This window comes from Leifsonia sp. Ger2509 (assembly GCF_055231915.1).
The window spans coordinates 3732055-3749984 of sequence record NZ_JBUYVB010000003.1 but is presented as its reverse complement, the minus strand read 5'-3'; the positions used below and the strand labels follow the sequence as shown (position 1 = coordinate 3749984).

13 protein-coding genes are annotated in these 17930 nt (G+C 69.8%); 6 read left to right on the top strand and 7 right to left on the bottom strand.

Annotated elements, in window-relative coordinates; genetic code table 11:
* Positions 1 to 49 precede the first annotated feature (49 nt).
* Entirely contained in the window at positions 50 to 886 is an 837-nt protein-coding gene (locus tag ACV7NN_RS18130) for a TOMM precursor leader peptide-binding protein (RefSeq protein ID WP_463350949.1), read from the top strand.
* Here the strand turns inward: ACV7NN_RS18130 and ACV7NN_RS18125 are convergent.
* Both ACV7NN_RS18125 and nudC read right to left on the bottom strand, forming a co-directional pair.
* The gene (locus ACV7NN_RS18125; RefSeq protein WP_463350948.1) at positions 777 to 2516 is read right to left on the bottom strand and encodes an ATP-dependent helicase; all 1740 of its coding nucleotides are present in this window, start codon (positions 2514 to 2516) and stop codon (positions 777 to 779) included. The genes ACV7NN_RS18130 and ACV7NN_RS18125 overlap by 110 nt on opposite strands.
* Complete coding sequence (gene nudC, locus ACV7NN_RS18120) at positions 2513 to 3538, bottom strand: NAD(+) diphosphatase (protein ID WP_463350947.1); 1026 nt, start codon at positions 3536 to 3538, stop codon at positions 2513 to 2515. Before nudC ends, ACV7NN_RS18125 begins: the two co-directional genes overlap by 4 nt.
* A gap of 104 nt (positions 3539 to 3642) precedes the next feature.
* Here nudC and ACV7NN_RS18115 point away from each other — a divergent pair, with 104 nt between their 5' ends.
* Positions 3643 to 4719, top strand: coding sequence for a phosphotransferase (locus ACV7NN_RS18115; protein ID WP_463350946.1), 1077 nt, complete (start codon positions 3643 to 3645; stop codon positions 4717 to 4719).
* Here ACV7NN_RS18115 and ACV7NN_RS18110 read toward each other — a convergent pair.
* Positions 4656 to 7919: a UvrD-helicase domain-containing protein gene (locus ACV7NN_RS18110; protein ID WP_463351322.1), complete on the bottom strand. Its 3264-nt coding sequence runs from the start codon at positions 7917 to 7919 to the stop codon at positions 4656 to 4658. The two genes, ACV7NN_RS18115 and ACV7NN_RS18110, sit on opposite strands and share 64 nt — an antisense overlap.
* Positions 7920 to 7978: 59 nt before the next feature.
* Positions 7979 to 11092: an ATP-dependent helicase gene (locus ACV7NN_RS18105; protein ID WP_463350945.1), complete on the bottom strand. Its 3114-nt coding sequence runs from the start codon at positions 11090 to 11092 to the stop codon at positions 7979 to 7981.
* A gap of 108 nt (positions 11093 to 11200) precedes the next feature.
* Here ACV7NN_RS18105 and ACV7NN_RS18100 point away from each other — a divergent pair, with 108 nt between their 5' ends.
* Positions 11201 to 11425, top strand: a complete 225-nt coding sequence (locus ACV7NN_RS18100) for a DUF3107 domain-containing protein (protein WP_463350944.1) — start codon at positions 11201 to 11203, stop codon at positions 11423 to 11425.
* 16 nt (positions 11426 to 11441) lie between these two features.
* Positions 11442 to 11750 carry a hypothetical protein gene (locus ACV7NN_RS18095; RefSeq protein ID WP_463350943.1) on the top strand — a complete coding sequence of 103 codons (309 nt, stop codon included), beginning with the start codon at positions 11442 to 11444 and terminating at the stop codon, positions 11748 to 11750.
* A 43-nt stretch (positions 11751 to 11793) separates the two neighbouring features.
* On the opposite strand, the gene ACV7NN_RS18090 is transcribed toward ACV7NN_RS18095, so the two are convergent.
* Positions 11794 to 12510, bottom strand: a complete 717-nt coding sequence (locus ACV7NN_RS18090) for a ferritin-like fold-containing protein (protein WP_463350942.1) — start codon at positions 12508 to 12510, stop codon at positions 11794 to 11796.
* A 179-nt stretch (positions 12511 to 12689) separates the two neighbouring features.
* Here ACV7NN_RS18090 and ACV7NN_RS18085 point away from each other — a divergent pair, with 179 nt between their 5' ends.
* Complete coding sequence (locus tag ACV7NN_RS18085; RefSeq protein ID WP_463350941.1) at positions 12690 to 14189, top strand: DEAD/DEAH box helicase; 1500 nt, start codon at positions 12690 to 12692, stop codon at positions 14187 to 14189.
* 97 nt (positions 14190 to 14286) lie between these two features.
* Here the strand turns inward: ACV7NN_RS18085 and ACV7NN_RS18080 are convergent, their stop codons facing one another.
* Entirely contained in the window at positions 14287 to 15417 is a 1131-nt protein-coding gene (locus ACV7NN_RS18080) for an aggregation-promoting factor C-terminal-like domain-containing protein (RefSeq protein ID WP_463350940.1), read from the bottom strand.
* Positions 15418 to 15464: 47 nt separating this feature from the next.
* Positions 15465 to 16337 (bottom strand): PHP domain-containing protein, encoded by an 873-nt coding sequence (locus ACV7NN_RS18075; RefSeq protein WP_463350939.1) that lies wholly within the window; start codon positions 16335 to 16337, stop codon positions 15465 to 15467.
* A gap of 69 nt (positions 16338 to 16406) precedes the next feature.
* Here ACV7NN_RS18075 and ACV7NN_RS18070 point away from each other — a divergent pair, with 69 nt between their 5' ends.
* Positions 16407 to 17927 (top strand): aminopeptidase P family protein, encoded by a 1521-nt coding sequence (locus ACV7NN_RS18070; protein ID WP_463350938.1) that lies wholly within the window; start codon positions 16407 to 16409, stop codon positions 17925 to 17927.
* Positions 17928 to 17930: the final 3 nt, after the last annotated feature.

Here is a 17930-nt window from a genome sequence, read left to right as displayed (position 1 = left end):
CTGTGGACAGATTCTGCGGCGTACCTGGCGCGCGCGGAATGATTCAGGGGTGACCTTCCAGCTCGATCCCCGGATCCCCCGGGTGTGGCGCACGCCTACGGACATCCAGTTCGGCATCGACCGGTGTCTGCTGTTACTTCGCAACGTGACGGCGGACGAAGAGCGGATGCTCGCCGACCTCGAACGCGGCGTGACGCGTGACGGGCTCATCGCGCTCGCGCGGTCGGCCCGCGCATCCGCCGAGGTCGAGTCCCTTCTGGCGCGCCTGCGGCCCGTGCTCCGCCCACCCGCACCGTCGACTCCCCCGGCGTGCCGCAGCGTCGCCGTCGACGGAGGCGGGTCCACAGCGGGCCGCATCACGAACATCCTCCGCAGTTCCGGCTTCGCGGTGACCCACGACATCGCTGATGTCGACCGCGTCGAAGCCGCGGTGATCGTCGGCCATTTCGCGATCGCCCCCGAGCGTCACGCCCGCTGGCTGAGGCGGGACGTCCCGCACCTCGCCGTCGTCTTCGGAGATCGCTCCGTCACGGTCGGTCCGCTCGTGGAGCCCGGGCGGGGACCGTGCCTGACGTGTCAGGAACGACGGCGCCTGGACGACGACCCTGCGTGGGCGGCACTGGCGACGCAGCTGGCCGTGCGCACGTCAGCACTCGAGAACGAGCTGGTCGGCACCGCCGTCGCCGCGTTGGCCTCACGGATCGTCCTGGCCCGGCTGACACGCGGCTCGCGCCGATTCGCGGCCGCGAGCATCCGCTACGACGGGTCGACCGGTGCTACGGACGTCGTCCCGGCACTGCCGCACGCGGAGTGCGGGTGCCGAGCTCTGCCAGGAAGCGGGAGGGCTGACGCGGCCCGCGTTGCTGGCCGCCCTCCGCCCAGCTGAGGTGCAGCCGGCGCCGCGCCCTGGTGATCCCCACGTAGAGCAGCCGCCGCTCCTCGTCGATCTGCTCGAAGGTCTTCGCATAGCTGATCGGAACCAGTCCTTCGCTGAGGCCGACCAGGTAGACCGTATCCCACTCGAGACCCTTCGCCGAATGCAGCGTCGCGAGCGTCACCGCAGCGACCGTCGGCTCGTGCTGACCGGCCTGGCGTTCCATCAGCTCGTCGGTGAACGCCCGGAACGTGGTGCCCTCCGGTTGCTGGTCGACGAGGCCCATGATCGCATTGAGGGACTCCCAGCGGTCCCGGACCGCTCCGCGCGCTTCCGGGGCGTCCTGGCTCCAGCCGAGCGACCGCAGCACATCGCTCACCGACTTGAACAGCGGTTCGCCGGTGACCGAGACGGAAGCCGCACGCAGGGACATCACGGCCTGGCGCACCTCGGGAAGGTCGAAGAACCGTTTCGCTCCCCTGATCTGATAGCTGACGCCCGCGTCGGCGAGCGCGGTTTCGAGCACTGCCGCCTGGACGTTCACCCGGTAGAGCACAGCAATGTCCTCTGGGCGGCCGCCTGCTTCGAGCTGCGCCGCGATCGCCTGCGCGACGCCGCGCGCCTCGGCGAGGTCGGATGGGTAGGCCGTCGGATCCGGCGTGCCGGGTTCTCCACCCCCGCGGTTCGCGCCGCCGGCCCCGTGCTCGGTGGCAGCATGAAGGGTGAGCGCGCCGGGGCGGCCTCGCATCAGCCGGTTGGCAGCGTCGACGACGTCGGGCGTCGAGCGGTAGTTCTGTTCGAGGCGCACCACCGTCGCGTCGTCGTACCGTCGTTCGAAGTCGAGCAGGAACTCGCTGCGTGCGCCCGCGAACGAGTAGATCGTCTGGCTCGCGTCCCCGACGACGCAGAGGTCGCGGCGGCCTCCCAGCCACAGGTCGAGGAGCTGCTGCTGCAGCGGGGAGACGTCCTGGTACTCGTCGACGACGAAGAAGCGGTACTGCTCCCGCACCTGCATCGCCACGGAAGGTTCGCTCTCGATCATCCCGGCGCACGCAAGCAGCACGTCTTCGAAATCGAACTGGCGTCGTTCGTCTTTGAGGTCCTCATACGCCTGCTGCACGAGGACGGACTGCTCCGCGGTCAGGCTGCCCGGGAGCGGGCGCGAGGCGATCCGGTGGGCGTACTGGTCGATGCTGAGACCCGAGACCTTGCGCCACTCGATCTCCGCAGCGACATCGCGCAGCGTCGCGGTGTCGAGCTTGAGCCGCAACCGCTCGGCGGCGTGGCCGAGAAGCCGGGCCTTGCCCTCCAGCAGGGACGGCAGCTGCCCGCCGACCACCTGCGGCCAGAAGAAGTTGAGCTGGCTGAGCGCCGAGGAGTGGAAAGTCCTCGCCGAGACGCCCCCGGCACCGAGCTGCCGAAGCCTGCCGCGCAGTTCGGAGGCTGCACGATTGGTGAAGGTGAGCGCCATCACCCGGTTGGGTGCGTAGGCGCCGGTCGCGACCCCGTACGCGATCCGGTGGGTGATGGCCCGCGTCTTGCCCGTGCCCGCGCCGGCGAGGATGCAGACCGGACCGAGGAGCGCCTCGGCGGCGACGCGCTGCTGGTCGTCGAGCCCCGCGAGCACCTGCTCGGGCGTCATCGTTCCTCGGCGCCTCGGGGAACCGGAGGTTCGCCGAGGGGGCCGCCGTACCAGTCCTCGATGATCGCGCGCGCGATCGACGTGCGGCCGGGAAGAATGACGACCTCGTTGTTCGTCCAGACCTCGTCGCGGGTGAACCACCGCAGTTCGAGGATCTCGGTCCCGTCTGGGTTGAGCGCCGCGGGGTCCTGGTCGTCGGCGAGCCGCGCCGTGAATCCCACCATCACCGAGGCGGGGAACGGCCATGGCTGCGATCCCAGGTACACGGGATCGACCACACGGACGCCGGCCTCTTCGAAGATCTCGCGCTCCACGGCCGCCTCGAACGACTCACCCGGCTCGACGAATCCGGCGAGCAGCGAGTAGCGGTTGTGCTCCCACATCGCATTGGAGCCGAGCAGCAGGCGGCCGTCCCGGTCCACGACACTGACGATCACCGCAGGGTCGGTGCGCGGAAAGATCTCGGTCTCGTCTGCCAGGCAGCGACGGACCCAGCCGCCCTGCTCGACGACGGTCGGTTCGCCGCACCGCGGGCAGTGCAGGTGCGAGTCGTGCCAGTTCGCAATTCCGAGGGCTTCCGTGAACAGACCGCTGTCGCGGTCGCTGAGGGCGGTTCCGACCGTGCGTAGGTTCGCCCACCTCGAGTCATCGGGTTCGAGTTCGGTGGCCGCGGCGTCGGTGAGAACGCTCAGTACGATCGCCGACCCGATCGGTACATCGGGGGTGGCGACGAGGGTGCGACCCAGGTAGACGCGAACGAGGGCCGAGGTCACCTGTGCCGCAGGGAGGAGTTCGAGAGCGGCAGACGTATCGTCTCGCCCGGCGCCCCAGCCATCCGACCCTGGCGTTGCGGCCGGGATACTTGCCGCTGTTACGAGCGCACGTCCTTTCCACAGCGGAAGAATCCGCGTGTCAGGCTCGGCCAGGAGCTCGTCGAAGAGAGCGGGGCGCGACCTGGCCTCGTGATCGCGGTCGACGGCACTGCGCGACAAGGGAAGGTCGCGAAGGGCGGAGCGCGACATCGGGGTCCTCTCACGGTTGTCTGATCGCTGTCGTTTTCGACGCGAACGGCTGGGAAGGCGTGGCGATCAACGGGTGCCGGGGATGTCCACTTAACCTAGGTGCTATGGCCAGATCCCATCTCACTCTAGCCGCGCTGGCCACCTCGGCCGTTCCCGGGCTGGAGGTGTCGGGCGCCCGCAGTTACACGGCCGGTGGCGCGGGCGACTTCGATTCTGCACTCCTGAGCGGACGCGACGGCAGCACCAGCATCATCCGTGTCCCGACGTCGCAGACAGCCGAATCGGAGCAGAGCGCCGATCTCGTCGCCCTCCGCGCCCTCACGACGGGAATCCGGAGCAGACTGCCGTTCGACGTTCCCACCTTCCTCGGCCAGACCCCGGTCGGAGGAACCCGCGCGATCGTCTACGGGTTCCTCCCCGGCAGCCACATCGACGTGGACGACGTGCCGCCCGGAGACGGCCTGGCCGGCGCGATCGGCCACGCCATCGCAGCCATCCACACCCTTCCGACCGCCTTCGTCGGCGAGGCCGGCCTGCCGGTGCTCAGCGCACCGGAATGCCACACGTCGACGACATCGCTGATCGAGTCGGCGGCCGCCACCGGGCTCCTTCCGAGCGCTCTGCGCGACCGGTGGCGCGATGCATCGGCCGACAGCGCCCTCTGGCAGTTCCAGCCCACGGTCATCAACGGCGCCATGACCGCCGACTCGTTCCTCGTCGATGGCGAGTCGATCTCGGCCGTCCTCGGCTGGTCGGCCCTCCGGGTCGGCGACCCCGCCCGCGACCTGCACTGGCTGCTCGCGATGAATCCGGATGCGGCGGAGAGCGCCCTGGGCGCTTACGGTGCGGCGCGCCAGGTCACGACCGACCGGCAGTTCACGCAGCGGGCGATGCTGTACGCGGAACTCGAGGTGGCGCGCTGGCTGCTTCACGGTCGTGAGGTGCGCAACCAGTCGATCGTCGACGATGCCGTGGAGATGCTCGACGGTCTGGTCGACCGCGTTCACACGAACGCCGCGAACCCGCTGTCGACCGCGACCGGGCCGATCATGGCCATCTCCGACGTAGAGGCGATGCTCGATCGCACACCGGGTGACCGGTCAGCCGATGACTATGGTCACGCTGGCGGGATGAAACCGGTGACCGACGACCAGAGCGACCGCAGCTCCTCCTCGGAGTAGAGGCGCTCGGGCCGGATGACGGCGTCGTCTGCGACGAAGTAGAACACGGCGTCGATCCGCTCAGGAGCGATGCCCTTCCATCGGGCGAAGGCGAGACGGTACAGCGCGAGCTGCAACTGCTTGCGTTCGAGGTCGCCGGCATCGCGGGGAGCCCTGCCGGTCTTCCAGTCGACGATCTGGTAGTCGTGGATTCCGTCGTCGGCACGGTAGACCGCGTCGAGCTTGCAGACGACCACCTGGCCGGCGAGCACCACGTGGAGCTCGATCTCGACCTCCTCCGGGCGCCGATCGGCCCAGGTGCTGGCCGCGAAAGTTCGCTGCAGCTCGTCGAGTTTCGCAGCATCGACGGCCTCGCCTCCCGGATCGTCCAGCTCCAGTGCCGACGCGTCGATGACCTCCGACGCACCGGCGGTGGTGCCGTAGCGCTGCTCGACCCAGCCGTGGAAGAGCGTGCCGAGACGCGTCTGACGGTACGGGCGTTCCGGCATCGGTCGACGGAGCGCTGCAGCCACCGCGGCCGGGTCGGTGACGAAGTCTTTGAAACGCGAGGCGGGGATGCGGGCCGGGAGCTCGACCCTTTCGCCGCGGGACCGGTTCGCCCGCTCGGCGAGCAGCAGGTCGATGTCCTCTGCGTACACGCCGCCGCGTCCGCCGCCGCGGGCGAGGCTGTCGCGCACCGCCTCGGCTGCGTGGAAGACGCGCGGCCGACGCGCCCCCAGCGGGTCCAGCGGCCACGTGACGGCCTGGGTGGCGAGCGCGTACGGATTCTCGTCGGCTTCGTCGATGTCGGGGAAGGCGTCGGCGGCCAGCAGTCCTGCGTTCTGGAGTTCGCGGAGGAACAGTCCTGGCCCGCGCGGACGCGTCTGCGTCGACCAGTACGAGCCTGTGAGCAGCAGACTGTCGCGTGCGCGTGTGACGGCGACGTAGGCCAGACGGCGCTGTTCGGCGGCGTGACGACGGGCGTTCTCGTCCTCGAACGCGCCGAGGGCGTCGTCGAACTCCTTCTGCGTCTGCGCGGACCGCCAGCCGAGCACCGGCAGTTCGCTCGAGTCCCCACGGAACTCGTACGGCAGCGCACCGAACTCCAGCCAGCCCTTCTTGCTGCGCGGGGCACCCGGGAGCTCGCCGTCGACCATTCGCGGCACCGCCACGATGTCCCACTCGAGCCCTTTGGATCCGTGGATCGTCAGGATCTGGACCGTGCCGGGCTCGGGCTCCTCACTGCGCGGCGCCAGGTTGTCGCGCTGCTCGGCCTCGGCGAGCCACGCCAGGAACGAGCCGAGGGTCGCCTGTTCGTCGCTGGCCAGGTACGAGGCGACTTGTTCCGCGAACGCGTCGAGGCTCGCCTGCCCGAGGTGCGCCGTCTCGTTGGCCGCGACTTCGATGTCGAGCATCAGTTCCTGCTGCACGAGTGTCACCAGGTCGAGGAGGTCGAGACCCGACCGGGAACGCAGGTAGGCGAGCTCGCGCCCGGCCTCGCGCATCCGCTCGAGGCCGGTGGGGCTGAAGCCTGACAGCTGGGAGTGGGACTCCGGCGCTTCGACGACGAAGTCGAGGGCGTCGACGAGGGATGCCGATTCCTCGCCCGCCACGGACTGGCGAAGACGCTCGCGAACGGGCGCATCGAGTTCGCGGAACCGGTGGTCGCGCGCCGCGAGCCACGAAGCGACAGAGCGGAGCACGGCGATGTCCTTGGGTGCGATACGCCAACGCGCCCCGGTCAGCACACGGATGAGCTCGGAACCCGCGGTCGGATCGTGCATCACCCGCATAGCGCTGAGCAGGTCGGCGATCACCGGTTGCTCGAGGAGGCCGCCGAGGCCGAGCACGTGGTACGGCACGCCGCGACGGTCGAGGGCACCGGTGAAGACGTCGATCTTCTTCAGCGACCGGCAGAGCATCGCGGCGCTCGGCGGACGGCCCTGGTCGTCGCGCCGGGTCAGCCGGCTGGCCAGCCACTCCGCCACCGTTTCCGCCTCGTCGGCGACGGTCTGCTCGAACCGCACATCCAGTTCGCCCGCCTCGGCGCCCGGCCGCGCCGCGAGCCTCTGGACCTGGACGGGAGAGTCGGCGGTCAGCGGTTCGACGAGTACATTGGCGGCATCGAGCACGCGGGTGGGATTGCGCCACGACGTCGAGAGCGCATACTCGGCCGCGCCACCGCGCGCGATCCCGGGCTTGTTGCCGGTGAAATCGAGGGAGAACCGACCCAGGTTCGCGGCGCTCGCACCACGCCATCCGTAGATCGACTGGTGGGGGTCGCCGACCGCCATCACGGCCTGGCCTCCGAACAGTCGCGACAGGAGTCGGGTCTGCACGACCGAGGTGTCCTGGTACTCATCGAGCAGCACGACCCGGTAGCGCATCCGGTAGTCCTCGACGACCGAGGGAAGCCGATCGCAGACCTGGAGGGCCAGCGAGACCTGGTCCGAGTACTCGACGAAGCCCCGCCGCGTCTTCTCCTCCGCGAAGCGTGCGGCGAGATCCAGGATCGGGGGCAGCGCGCCGACGACGCCGATCGCTGTGCGGACCGACGCATACATGTCCTTGACCCGCCCGCTCCCGGTCGGGAGCTCGGCCACCGCAGCGAACTTCGCCGTCATCGCCTCGACGTCGGCGCCGTCCACCACGTTCTCGCTGATGGCACGGCTCAGCGCGATGACCGCACTGGTGACGACATCGACGCTCCGCTCGAGTTCGACGAGCCGGTCATCGGTGCTGGTGACGACGAGGCGGCGTGCGAGCTGCCATGCCGACGCTTCGCTCAGGACGGCAGACTCCGGCTCTCGTCCGATGAGCAGGGCGTTCTCGCGGAAGATCGCATTCGCGAACGAGTTGTAGGTGGCGACCATGGGCGCCTCGAACGGGTCCGCGTCGATCTCGACGAGTCCGGACGACGACAGCTGGTCGATGCGACGCCGGATGCGCAGGGCGAGTTCGCCTGCCGCCTTGCGGGTGAAGGTGAGCCCCAGGATCTCGGGCACCCGGACGTGGCCGTTCGCGAGGAGCCAGACCACGCGGTTCGCCATGGTCTCGGTCTTGCCGCTGCCCGCGCCGGCAACCACGATCGCCGGCGCGAGCGGCGCCTCGATCACCGCCTGCTGCTGCGGGGTCGGGGTCGGCAGCCCGAGCGCCTCTGCGATCTCGGCAGAGCTCAGGCGGCGGCGGGATCGCGCATCCTCGACGAGGGCGAGCTCCACGAGGTCGAGGGGCGAATCGTCGACCTCCCAGTCGAGCAGCCCGTCGAGATTCTCGTCGTTCACGCGCTCACCGCCGGGACGAGGTGGATGCGGTACTCGAAGCGGGCGTGCGGGTCCCGTTCGTCGAGGTTGACGACGCCGACGAAGGAGCCCGCCGCCATCCCGTCCGCCGCCGCCGCGATCCGTTCACGGAGGTGGTCGAGCGCCTCGGCGTCGGGCGGACCCTGGACGGCCTCGCGATAGCTGCTGCCGCGGACGCCGGTCGCCACATAGACGAGTTTGGCACCTCCGGACGGCAGTCCTGCGGCCTGTTCGATGACACCCTGCTCCTGCGCGAGCTGGTACGCCCCGAGCTGGGCGTGCTCGGCGACCTTCGCGGCGCTCGGCACGGTCTTGCCGGTCTTCAGGTCGACGATGACGATCGTTCCCTCCGGGGTCTGTTCGATGCGGTCGATGGTGCCGCTGACGACCGCGCGGCCGACGGCGAGTTCGAACGACCCCTCCGATCCCAGAAGCGTGCCGCCGTTCCGTTCGAAGTCGCGCAGGTAACCGGCGAGGCCGTCGGCGAGGCGACGGGTCCGCCGCCTCTCCTTCTCTTCCAGCCAGGGCGATTCGAACTGCAGTTCGGACCAGCGTTCCTCGATACCGGCCCAGATGCGCTCGACGCTCACATCGCCGGACCCGTCGGTGCTCACCTGTTCCATGACTGCGTGCACCACAGTTCCGATGCCCGCAGCGAGACCGCTCGGAGACGACGCCATCGCGTCGACGAACCACGCGAGCGGCGATTTCTCGAACGTCTCCAGTCGTGACGGAGAAACGCGCACGTGCGCTTCAGGATCCGAGAGGTCGACCAGGGGTGCATCCGTCGACGGCTCGCGCAAGCCGTACCAGTCGACCGGGTCGGCACCGGGCACATCGGCCGCTGCGAGCCGCGCCAAGGCGTCGACGGCATCCGGCGTTCCGCTGGTCGCAGCACGACGGCGAAGTCTCCCGACCATCCCGCGCAGCGAGAGCGGATGCGTCGCATCGTCGTCGGCGTCGTGGGCCAGGTCGCCGGCCAGCCGGAGAAGAGGCGACGGCTGCTCCTCGTCGTTCGCCGTCGCCGTGAGGATGACCTGGCGGCGTGCCCGCGAGACCGCGAGCGCGAACATCCGCAGCTCGTCTCCCATGACCTGGGCGCGTTCGTCGACCGTCGTCGACTCGATTCCGGCGACGGCGTCCGCGAGCTTCTGCGGGTGCAGCAGCGAACCGCGCAGTCGCAGGTTCGGCCAGACGCTCTCCTGGAGGCCCGCGACCGCGACGACCTCGTATTCGGCGCCGATCGTCGCGCTCGGGGTTCCGACGAGTACAGCATCCGCAGTGGTCTGCGCCGCGAGCGTGTCCTCCGGCACCTCCGCTCCGAGCAGCTCTTCGACGAAGACCGAAGCCGGGCTCTCCGGGTAGCGCTCCACGAACCTCCGCGCGGCGGTGAAGAGAGCGACGATGCCGTCGAGGTGCCGGTTCGCCTCGTCGGCGACGATCCCGCTGCGCTCGGACTGCTCGAGCCAGCGTTTTGCTAGCCCGCTCCGCTCCCACGCATGCCAGAGCAGCTCTTCGATCGTGGCGCCGTCGCCGGCGCGGAGGCGGCCGGCCGCGATCGTCTCGGCGAGCCGGGCCGCCCTGCGCGCCGGGGCCGAGTCGATGGTGGCGAAGCGGCCGGGTGCGCTCAGCGCCTCGACGAGGAGCTCGTCGCCCGGGCGGTTGCCCTCACCCGCGAGCTCCTCCTGACGCAGCGCGAGGCGGAGCCGCCGCAGGCTCACACCGTCGAGACCGCCGAATGGCCCGAGCAGCAGTTCCGTGGCCACCGGGGCGGTCAGCTCGAGGGAGCCCAGCTCGACGCCGGCCACGGTGAGCAGTTGTCGTGCCGCGAACTCGTCGCGCAGGGCGCGACCGGCCACAGACGTGCGGGTCGGCACCTCCGCGACGGCCAGCGCGCGTGCCAGCGCTGGGACGAGCGCGCCGGAACGCACCACGACCGCCATCTGGTTCCACGGCACGCCGTCGAACAGGTGATGCTCGCGCAGCCTGCGCGCGAGGCGAGCGGCCTCGGCGGGCGCCGACGACGCCTCGATCCGGACGATCGCCGACGCGGTGCCCGCCGGCCGGCCGGAGCCCGCGAGCCGCTGGATGCCCGCCGCCGCCGTACCGATGCGCTCGGTGATCCTCGACGTCAGTTCGCGCAGAGCTGGAGGCTGGCGGTGCGCGGTCGTCAGGACGAGCCGGGTGACCGGGATGCCGAGGGTGGCATCCAGGCGCCCGAGCGCCGACGGCTCGGCTCCGCGGAAGGTCGTCGAGGCGACATCGGGGTCCCCGAAGGCCACGATCGCCACGCCACGGGCTGCGAACGCGCGCAGCAGCGACAGGGTGGCGACGGTCGCCTCCTGGAGGTCGTCGACGAGGATCAGCCGAAGCGCCGCGAGCGCGCCGCCCTCGGCGACGACGGAGACCGCTTCGGCGATGAGCTCGGCCGAGTCGACGAAGTTGCCCCGGTAGCTGTCGACCACCTGCTGGTACTCGACGATGAACTCTGCAGCGGCCCGCCATTCGTCGCGACCCGTTTCGGCCGCCAGCCGGACGAGCCGCTCCGGGCTCACCCCGTGTTCGACGCAGCGCGCCATCAGCTCCCGGAGCTCGGTGCGGAAGCCGCGAAGCGCGCGCACGTCGTCGACGAGCGGCTCGGGCCACGCCGGCCCCGCGCCGTCTTCGAGATGGCCGGCGAGGAGCTCGGCGATGATCTGGTCCTGCTCGCCGCCGGTGAGCAGGCGGGGAGGGTCGACGGCGGCCAGCCTGGCGCGGTCGCCGACGAGCTGGAAGGCGAGGGAGGTCGCTGTGCGGGCGAGCGGGCCGTTGGTGGGCACGTCGAGCCGGAGGGCGATGCGATCGCGAAGCCGGGTCGCGGAAGCGCGCGATGCCGTGAGGGCGAGTACTTCCCCCGGCGCGTAACCGCGCCCGAGCACCCGGTCGGCCACCGCCTCGACCAGCGTCAGGGTCTTCCCCGTGCCCGGAGCGCCGAGCACGGCTGCCGATTCGCCGTCCGCGAGTGCCATCACCGCGGCCTGGGAATCGTCGAGCAGGAGATCGCCGATTCCGGTGCCCAGGGGGGCCGTCGATCGGAAACCTCGTGTCGCCATGCCATGAACGGTACCGGCGTCCGCCGACAGAGAACGTGACGCAGCGCCGTCTTCCGAGTGTCGTAGTCTGAACTCACATCCGCCGGTCAGATTCGAAAGGCACCACTCGTGGAAATCCGCATCGGAATCCTCAACGCCCCCCGCGAACTCAGCTTCGAGTCCTCGCACACGGCCGACGAGATCGCAGAGCAGGTCTCGTCCGCACTGACCAGCGGCACCGGGTTCCTTCGGCTCAGCGACGACAAGGGCAAGGTCTACCTGATCCCGACATCGGGCATCGCCTACGTCGAGATCGGCACGGAAGAGTCCCGTCGCATCGGCTTCGTGGGCTGAGGCGGAGGCTGTAGCGATGGAGCTGCTGTTCATCACGCTCGCCGGGGCGATCATCGGCCTGGCCGGGCGCTACCTTCTCCCCAATCGTCACACGCACGGGGCGGCTCTCATGCCGGCCATCGGCGTCATCGTCTCGGCGATCCTCTGGGTGGGCCTCACCTGGGCGGGCCTCAAGTGGGACGGCGGCTGGATCTGGGTGATCACCCTGCTCGGCACTGGGGCGATCGTCGTGGTCGTCGACCTCATCATCGGCCGGGTGCGTACGACGCACGACGCCAACCTGCTCGCGACCCTGTCGAAGGCGTCGCCGGTTCCCGCGCGCTGACCACCGTCACCCAGCCGCCTCGGCTCACGCCGAGGTAAAACCGTCAGGCGGTGAGTCCCAGTGCGTCCATGCGCCGGGTGTGTGCTGCGATCAGTTCGGTGAAGATGGGCTCGGTGCGCTCGTCGTCAGTCCTGGCATTGCCGGACAGGTGAAGCGCCGACCGGCACACCAGGAGCGTGTCTCCCACGAGTCGCCTCCCCCACATCGCCAGCCGCGAGGCCAGCTGAGGGTCCGCAGCGATCTCGGCCCGGAGGATGCGCACCACCTGGTCCTGTCCGGAGTCCTGTCCGAGCAGCTGCGCCGCCCGCGGACCGAAATCGCCGGGCAGACCGGCGGACAGGCGGATGAAGAAGTCGTCCAGGAGCCCTGCCGTCAGGTGCGCGCCGAGGAGCGTCTCCTGCCAGTCGGCGCCGGTCGTGATCAGACTGAACCCGTCGATGGCGTCCGCGAACGGCTGCATCGCGTACGACGGGTCGTCGCCGCGCCTCCGGATCTCGGCCACGAGGCCCTGGTGCTTCGCGAGAGCGAACCCGGCAGCCTTGCCGATGCTCTCCTTCGCCTCGAGGTCAGGCACCTCGCCGACCACGCGCGAGAGGGTCTGGAACGACTCGAGCTGCAGGTAGGCCGCCTGACCGAGGTAGGGCAGGAGCTCCGGTGCGATCTCGTGCAGGTCCACCCGAGTCGCGGGCGGCTGCGCCGAGCGCGGCTTGAGCCGAGGGAGCTCGACCAGGGGCCGGCGACGGGAGAACCAGGTTGACACGTACGCCAGTGTAGCGAGGGCGGATGCGCGACCTGGCTGCCCTCCGACGACGTCCGCTTAAGGCCGTCTGTTCAGGAGCATCAAGTAGGCTGTGAGCGCCGTCGGCATGGGATCGACGGCCCTACGCCTGTGAAAAAGACGGCGTAGACCTTCGTGACCTAACCGACAGGCATCATTTCGTGACTTTCTCCGAACTCAATATCGACCAGGACATGGTCGACGCGCTGGCAGAGAAGGGGATCATCGAACCGTTCCCCATCCAGGCCCAGACCATCCCCCTCGCTCTCGACGGGCAGGACATCATCGGCCAGGCCAAGACGGGCACTGGCAAGACGTTCGGCTTCGGCCTCCCCCTCATCCAGCGCCTCGGGCTCGACCCTGCCCCTGGCGTCCAGGCACTCGTCGTCGTCCCCACTCGCGAACTCTGCGTCCAGGTGTTCGAAGACCTGTCGCAGGCCGCGGAGAACCGCGCGACCCAGGTCGTGGCGATCTACGGCGGCAAGGCCTATGAGGGCCAGATCGAGCAGCTCAAGGCCGGCGCGCAGATTGTGGTCGGCACCCCCGGCCGCCTCCTCGACCTCGCCAGCCAGCGGCTCCTCAGCCTCGCCAACGTGCGCGAGATGGTGCTCGACGAGGCGGACAAGATGCTCGACCTCGGCTTCCTCGCCGACATCGAGAAGCTGTTCGCGCAGACGCCGGCCACCCGCCACACCATGCTGTTCTCGGCGACCATGCCCGGCCCGATCGTGGCCCTCGCCCGTCGTTTCATGACGCGCCCCATCCACATCCGTGCCACCGACCCCGACGAGGGCCAGGTCCAGGCGAACATCAAGCACCTCATCTACCGGGCCCACTCCCTCGACAAGGACGAGGTGGTCGCTCGCATCCTCCAGGCCGAGGGGCGTGGCAAGACGGTGGTCTTCACACGCACGAAGCGTGCTGCGGCGAAACTGGTCGAGGAGCTGGGCGACCGCGGGTTCAACGCCGCAGCCGTCCACGGCGACCTCAACCAGGAGCAGCGCGAGCGAGCCATGGCTGCCTTCAAGGCGGGCAAGAAGGACATCCTCATCGCCACGGACGTCGCAGCGCGCGGAATCGATGTCGACGATGTGACGCACGTGATCAACCACACGATCCCCGAAGACGAGAAGACGTATCTCCACCGTGCCGGCCGCACTGGTCGTGCAGGCAAGACCGGCATCGCGGTTACCTTCGTCGACTGGGACGACCTGCACAAATGGGCACTGATCAACCGCGCGCTCGAGTTCGGTCAGCCGGAGCCCGTCGAGACCTACTCGTCCTCGCCGCACCTCTACTCCGACCTCGACATCCCGGCCGGAGCGAAGGGACGACTGAAGTCGACCCCCGCGGTCAAGACTGAATCGACCGGTCCGTCACGCGGTGGCCGTGAGTCGGACAGCGCACGCGGCGGCCGCGAGTCCGACGGCGCACGCACCGAGGGCGGTGCGAGCCGGAGCCGGTCGCGTTCGCGCACCCGTGGTGGCCGTCCCGCGTCCGCGGCCTCCTCGCACGACGGCCAGGCGCCGTCGGAGCACGCGGCATCGGGCACGCACGACGGCGGCGGTTCCCAGCACCATGACGGCAACAGCGCCCCGCGCCGCCGGAACAGAACGCGTCGTCGCAGCGGAGGCTCCGCCCCCGCGACGCCCGCGAGCTAGACCACGGGTTCGTCGAGTCCGGGAGAAGTCCGCTCGATTCGGAAGAATCGGCGGCTTTTTCCCGGACTCGACTCGTGTGGAAGGCAAGCCGCGCGGGTCAGTACCAGTTGTAGCCGACCTCGTGGCTCCAGGCTCCGCACGGTGAGCCGTAGGACCGGGAGATGTACGCAAGGCCCCAATTGATCTGGGTTCGAGCGTTGGTCTGCCAGTCCGGGCCCGCTGTCGACATCTTGCTGGCGGGCAGCGACTGCGGGATCCCGTACGCCCCGCTCGACGTGTTGTAGGCGTCGGCGCGCCATCCGGACTCCTGGTTCCAGAGGCGAACCAGGCAGGACATCTGGTCGCCGCCCCATCCGTAGGACGGCAGGACGCTCTGGGCGTAGGCCTGCGCGCCGGCCGGATCCACGACGACTCCGCCGAGTGGGGGCGCGAAACCATCCGCCCCTCCGCCCGCACTTGCCTGCTGCTGGGCGAGTGCAGCACGGGCGGCCACACCGGCCGCGTATTTCTGCTCGACCTGCGCGGTCGTGCGCTTGAGGGATGCGAGCTGCGCGTACATCACCTTCGCGCGCGCCTGCTGCGCGGCGAGCGCAGCGTTCGCGGCCTCCTGCGCCGCTTTGGCGGCGGCGAGTGCTTTCTGCGCCTGCACGGCGAGAGCTGCCCGCGCGTCCTCCGCCGACTTCGCATCCGTGCTCAGCGACACCGCGAGATTCTGCTGCTGCTGGGCTTTGGTGAAAAGGTCGCCGGCGCGGCTCGTGAGGCCGGCCATCGCGCCGAGCTGGTACAGCAGGTCGGTGGAGCCCGAGGGGCGGGACCCGTCGAGGAAGAGGTGGATCGTAAGGTCGGCTCCGCTCATCCGCGACAGCTGCTCGGTGAGCGCCCCGCTCTCGGTCTTGAGGGTGCGGGCGGATGCTGCCGCGGCCGCCGCGCTCGTGGCGAGCTTCGACGCCTTGTCGGTGGCGGCGGCGAGATCGGCCTGCGCCTTGGCGTACAGCGCCGCGCGTCGGATCGCGAGGTCCGCAGCGGCGTTGGCCGCCTGCTGCAGGCCCCCGAGGAGTGTGTCGATCTTGGTGACCTCGGCCTGCGTCGCCGCCTGGCTCGCTTTGGCCGCCTGCACGTCGCCCCAGGTCGGGTAGCTCGTGTCCGCGGTGGCAGCGGGCACGGCGCCACCGACGGCGAGAAGGGCAGCGACGAGAAGACCGACGGCAACCCGGGATCGTCCCTTCACCTGTGTCCTCCGCTCGCTCGCACCCCGTTCAGGGTACGACGCGTTTCTCAGGACGCGTAGAAGGGCGCCGCGCCTGTCGCTTGTTCGATGATGAGATCGAGAACCCGGGGGTCGGTGGTGTTCTCGCCGAACCGGTTCGGCTTGCCGGAGCCGTGGTAGTCGCTCGATCCCGTGATCTGGAGGCCGAACTTCTTCGCCAGCTCGTGCAGACGCTCCCTGCCGTCCGCGGTGTTCTCGCGGTGGTCGATCTCGAGCCCGAAGAGCCCCGCATCCACGAGCCGCGCGAGTCGGTGCGACGGAACGACCCGCTCGCGACCGCGCGTCCCCGGATGCGCGAGCACAGGAACACCGCCCGCCTCCCGGATGAGACGCACCCCGGTGAGCGGGTCCGGAGCGTAGTGCGGCTGGTAGTAGCCGGCGCGCCAGTGGAGGATGCCCGCGAACGCCGCACTGCGGTCCGGTGCGAGCCCGCGGGCGACGAGCGCATCCGCGATGTGGGGGCGCCCGACCGTCGCGCCCTCGGTGGTCTGCGCCACGACGTCGGCCCAGGTGATCTCGTAGTCCTCGGAGATGCGCTGGACCATCTCCTCCGCACGGCGACGGCGGCCGACGCGGATGCGTTCCGTCTCGGCGGCGAGCGCCTCGTCGAGCGGATCGAACAGGTAGCCGAGCATGTGGACGCTCGCGAACTCGATGCGCGTGCTCAGCTCCATGCCCGGGATGAGGGTGACCCCGGCTTCGGGGACGGCGGAAGCCGCATCCGCCCATCCTGCCGTCGAGTCGTGGTCGGTCAGCGCGACCGTCCCCAGCCCTGCCGTCGCAGCAGCGCGCACGAGTTCGGCGGGGGTCTCGGTCCCGTCGGAGACGCTCGAGTGGGTATGGAGGTCGATGGGACCACGGAAGCGTCGCACATCACCCATGCACTCATCGTACGGGCGCGGAGATGTCCGGCGCCGACAGCAGCCCGCGGTCGGTGGAAGAATGGTGCAATGTCGTCTTCCACCGAATCGTCCCAGCAGACCGCGACCAGCGAGCCGAAGCCCCGCGCCACGTCGAATCGTTCGACGACGCCGGGCTCCGACGGGTTCAAGGAGTACATCGGCAGCGGATGGGGGGATCGGCCGGATGTGCTTCCCGGCGCCCGCGAGCAGGCCGCGTTCGCCGCCGAGCGCCGCACACGCGTGTCGCGCCTGCACCCTGGCAAGCGCATCGTCATCCCCGCCGGCCGCCTCAAGCAGCGTTCGAACGACACGGACTTCGCCTTCCGCGCGCACTCGGCCTTCGCACACCTCACCGGATGGGGTTCCGATTCCGAGCCCGGAAGCGTGCTGGTCCTGGAACCCACTGCCGACGGCCACGAAGCGACCCTCTTTTTCCGCGAGCGCGCTGGTCGCGATTCCGACGAGTTCTATGCGAACCCCGAGATCGGCGAGTTCTGGATCGGCCCCCGGCCGTCGCTCGCACAGGTCGCGAGCGATCTGGCTCTTGCCACCCGCGGAATCGCGGAGCTCGACGCCGTCCTCGAGGCGACGGACGAGAACACCCTGGTCGTGCGCGAAGCCGACCCCGCGCTCACCGACCAGATCGACGGCCTGCGGCTGCTCAACCTCGACGACCGCATCGCTGACGTCGAGGCGCACGAAGGCGATGACGAGCTCGCGCGCGACCTTTCAGAGCTCCGCCTCGTGAAGGACGCCTACGAGATCGGCGAGCTGCGTGCGGCCGTCGACGCCACCGGGCGCGGTTTCGACGATGTGATCGCCGACCTCCCGCGGATCACCGCCCATCACCGCGGCGAGCGCCTGGTCGAAGGTGTCTTCAACGGGCGGGCTCGCGCGGACGGGAACGCGGTGGGATACGACACCATCGCTGCGAGCGGACCGCACGCCTGCATCCTGCACTGGACCCGCAACGACGGGCCCGTGGTCCCCGGCGACCTCATCCTGCTCGACGCGGGCGTCGAGGTCGACAGCTACTACACCGCCGACATCACCCGCACCTTCCCGATCAGCGGACGTTTCAGCGACACGCAGCGCCTCGTCTACGAAGCGGTGCGCGAAGCCGCAGATGCCGCCTTCGCGATCGTGCGCCCCGGCATCCGGTTCCGGGAGATCCACCAGACGGCGATGGCCGTGATCGCCAGGCGCACTGCGGAATGGGGTCTCCTGCCGGTCAGTGCCGAGGAGGCGCTCGAAGCCGACAACCAGCACCACCGTCGCTACATGGTGCACGGGACGAGCCATCACCTCGGCCTGGACGTGCACGACTGCGCCCAGGCGCGCCGCGACCTGTATCTCGACGGCGTGCTCGAGGCCGGCATGGTCTTCACGATCGAGCCCGGACTCTACTTCCAGCCGGACGACCTGACCGTCCCTGAGCATTTCCGGGGCATCGGCGTGCGCATCGAGGACAACATCCTCGTGACGGCGGATGGCGCGGAGAACCTGTCGATCGCGATCCCGCGGACGGCCGATGACGTCGAAGCCTGGGTTCAGGGCGCCGCGAGCTAACGG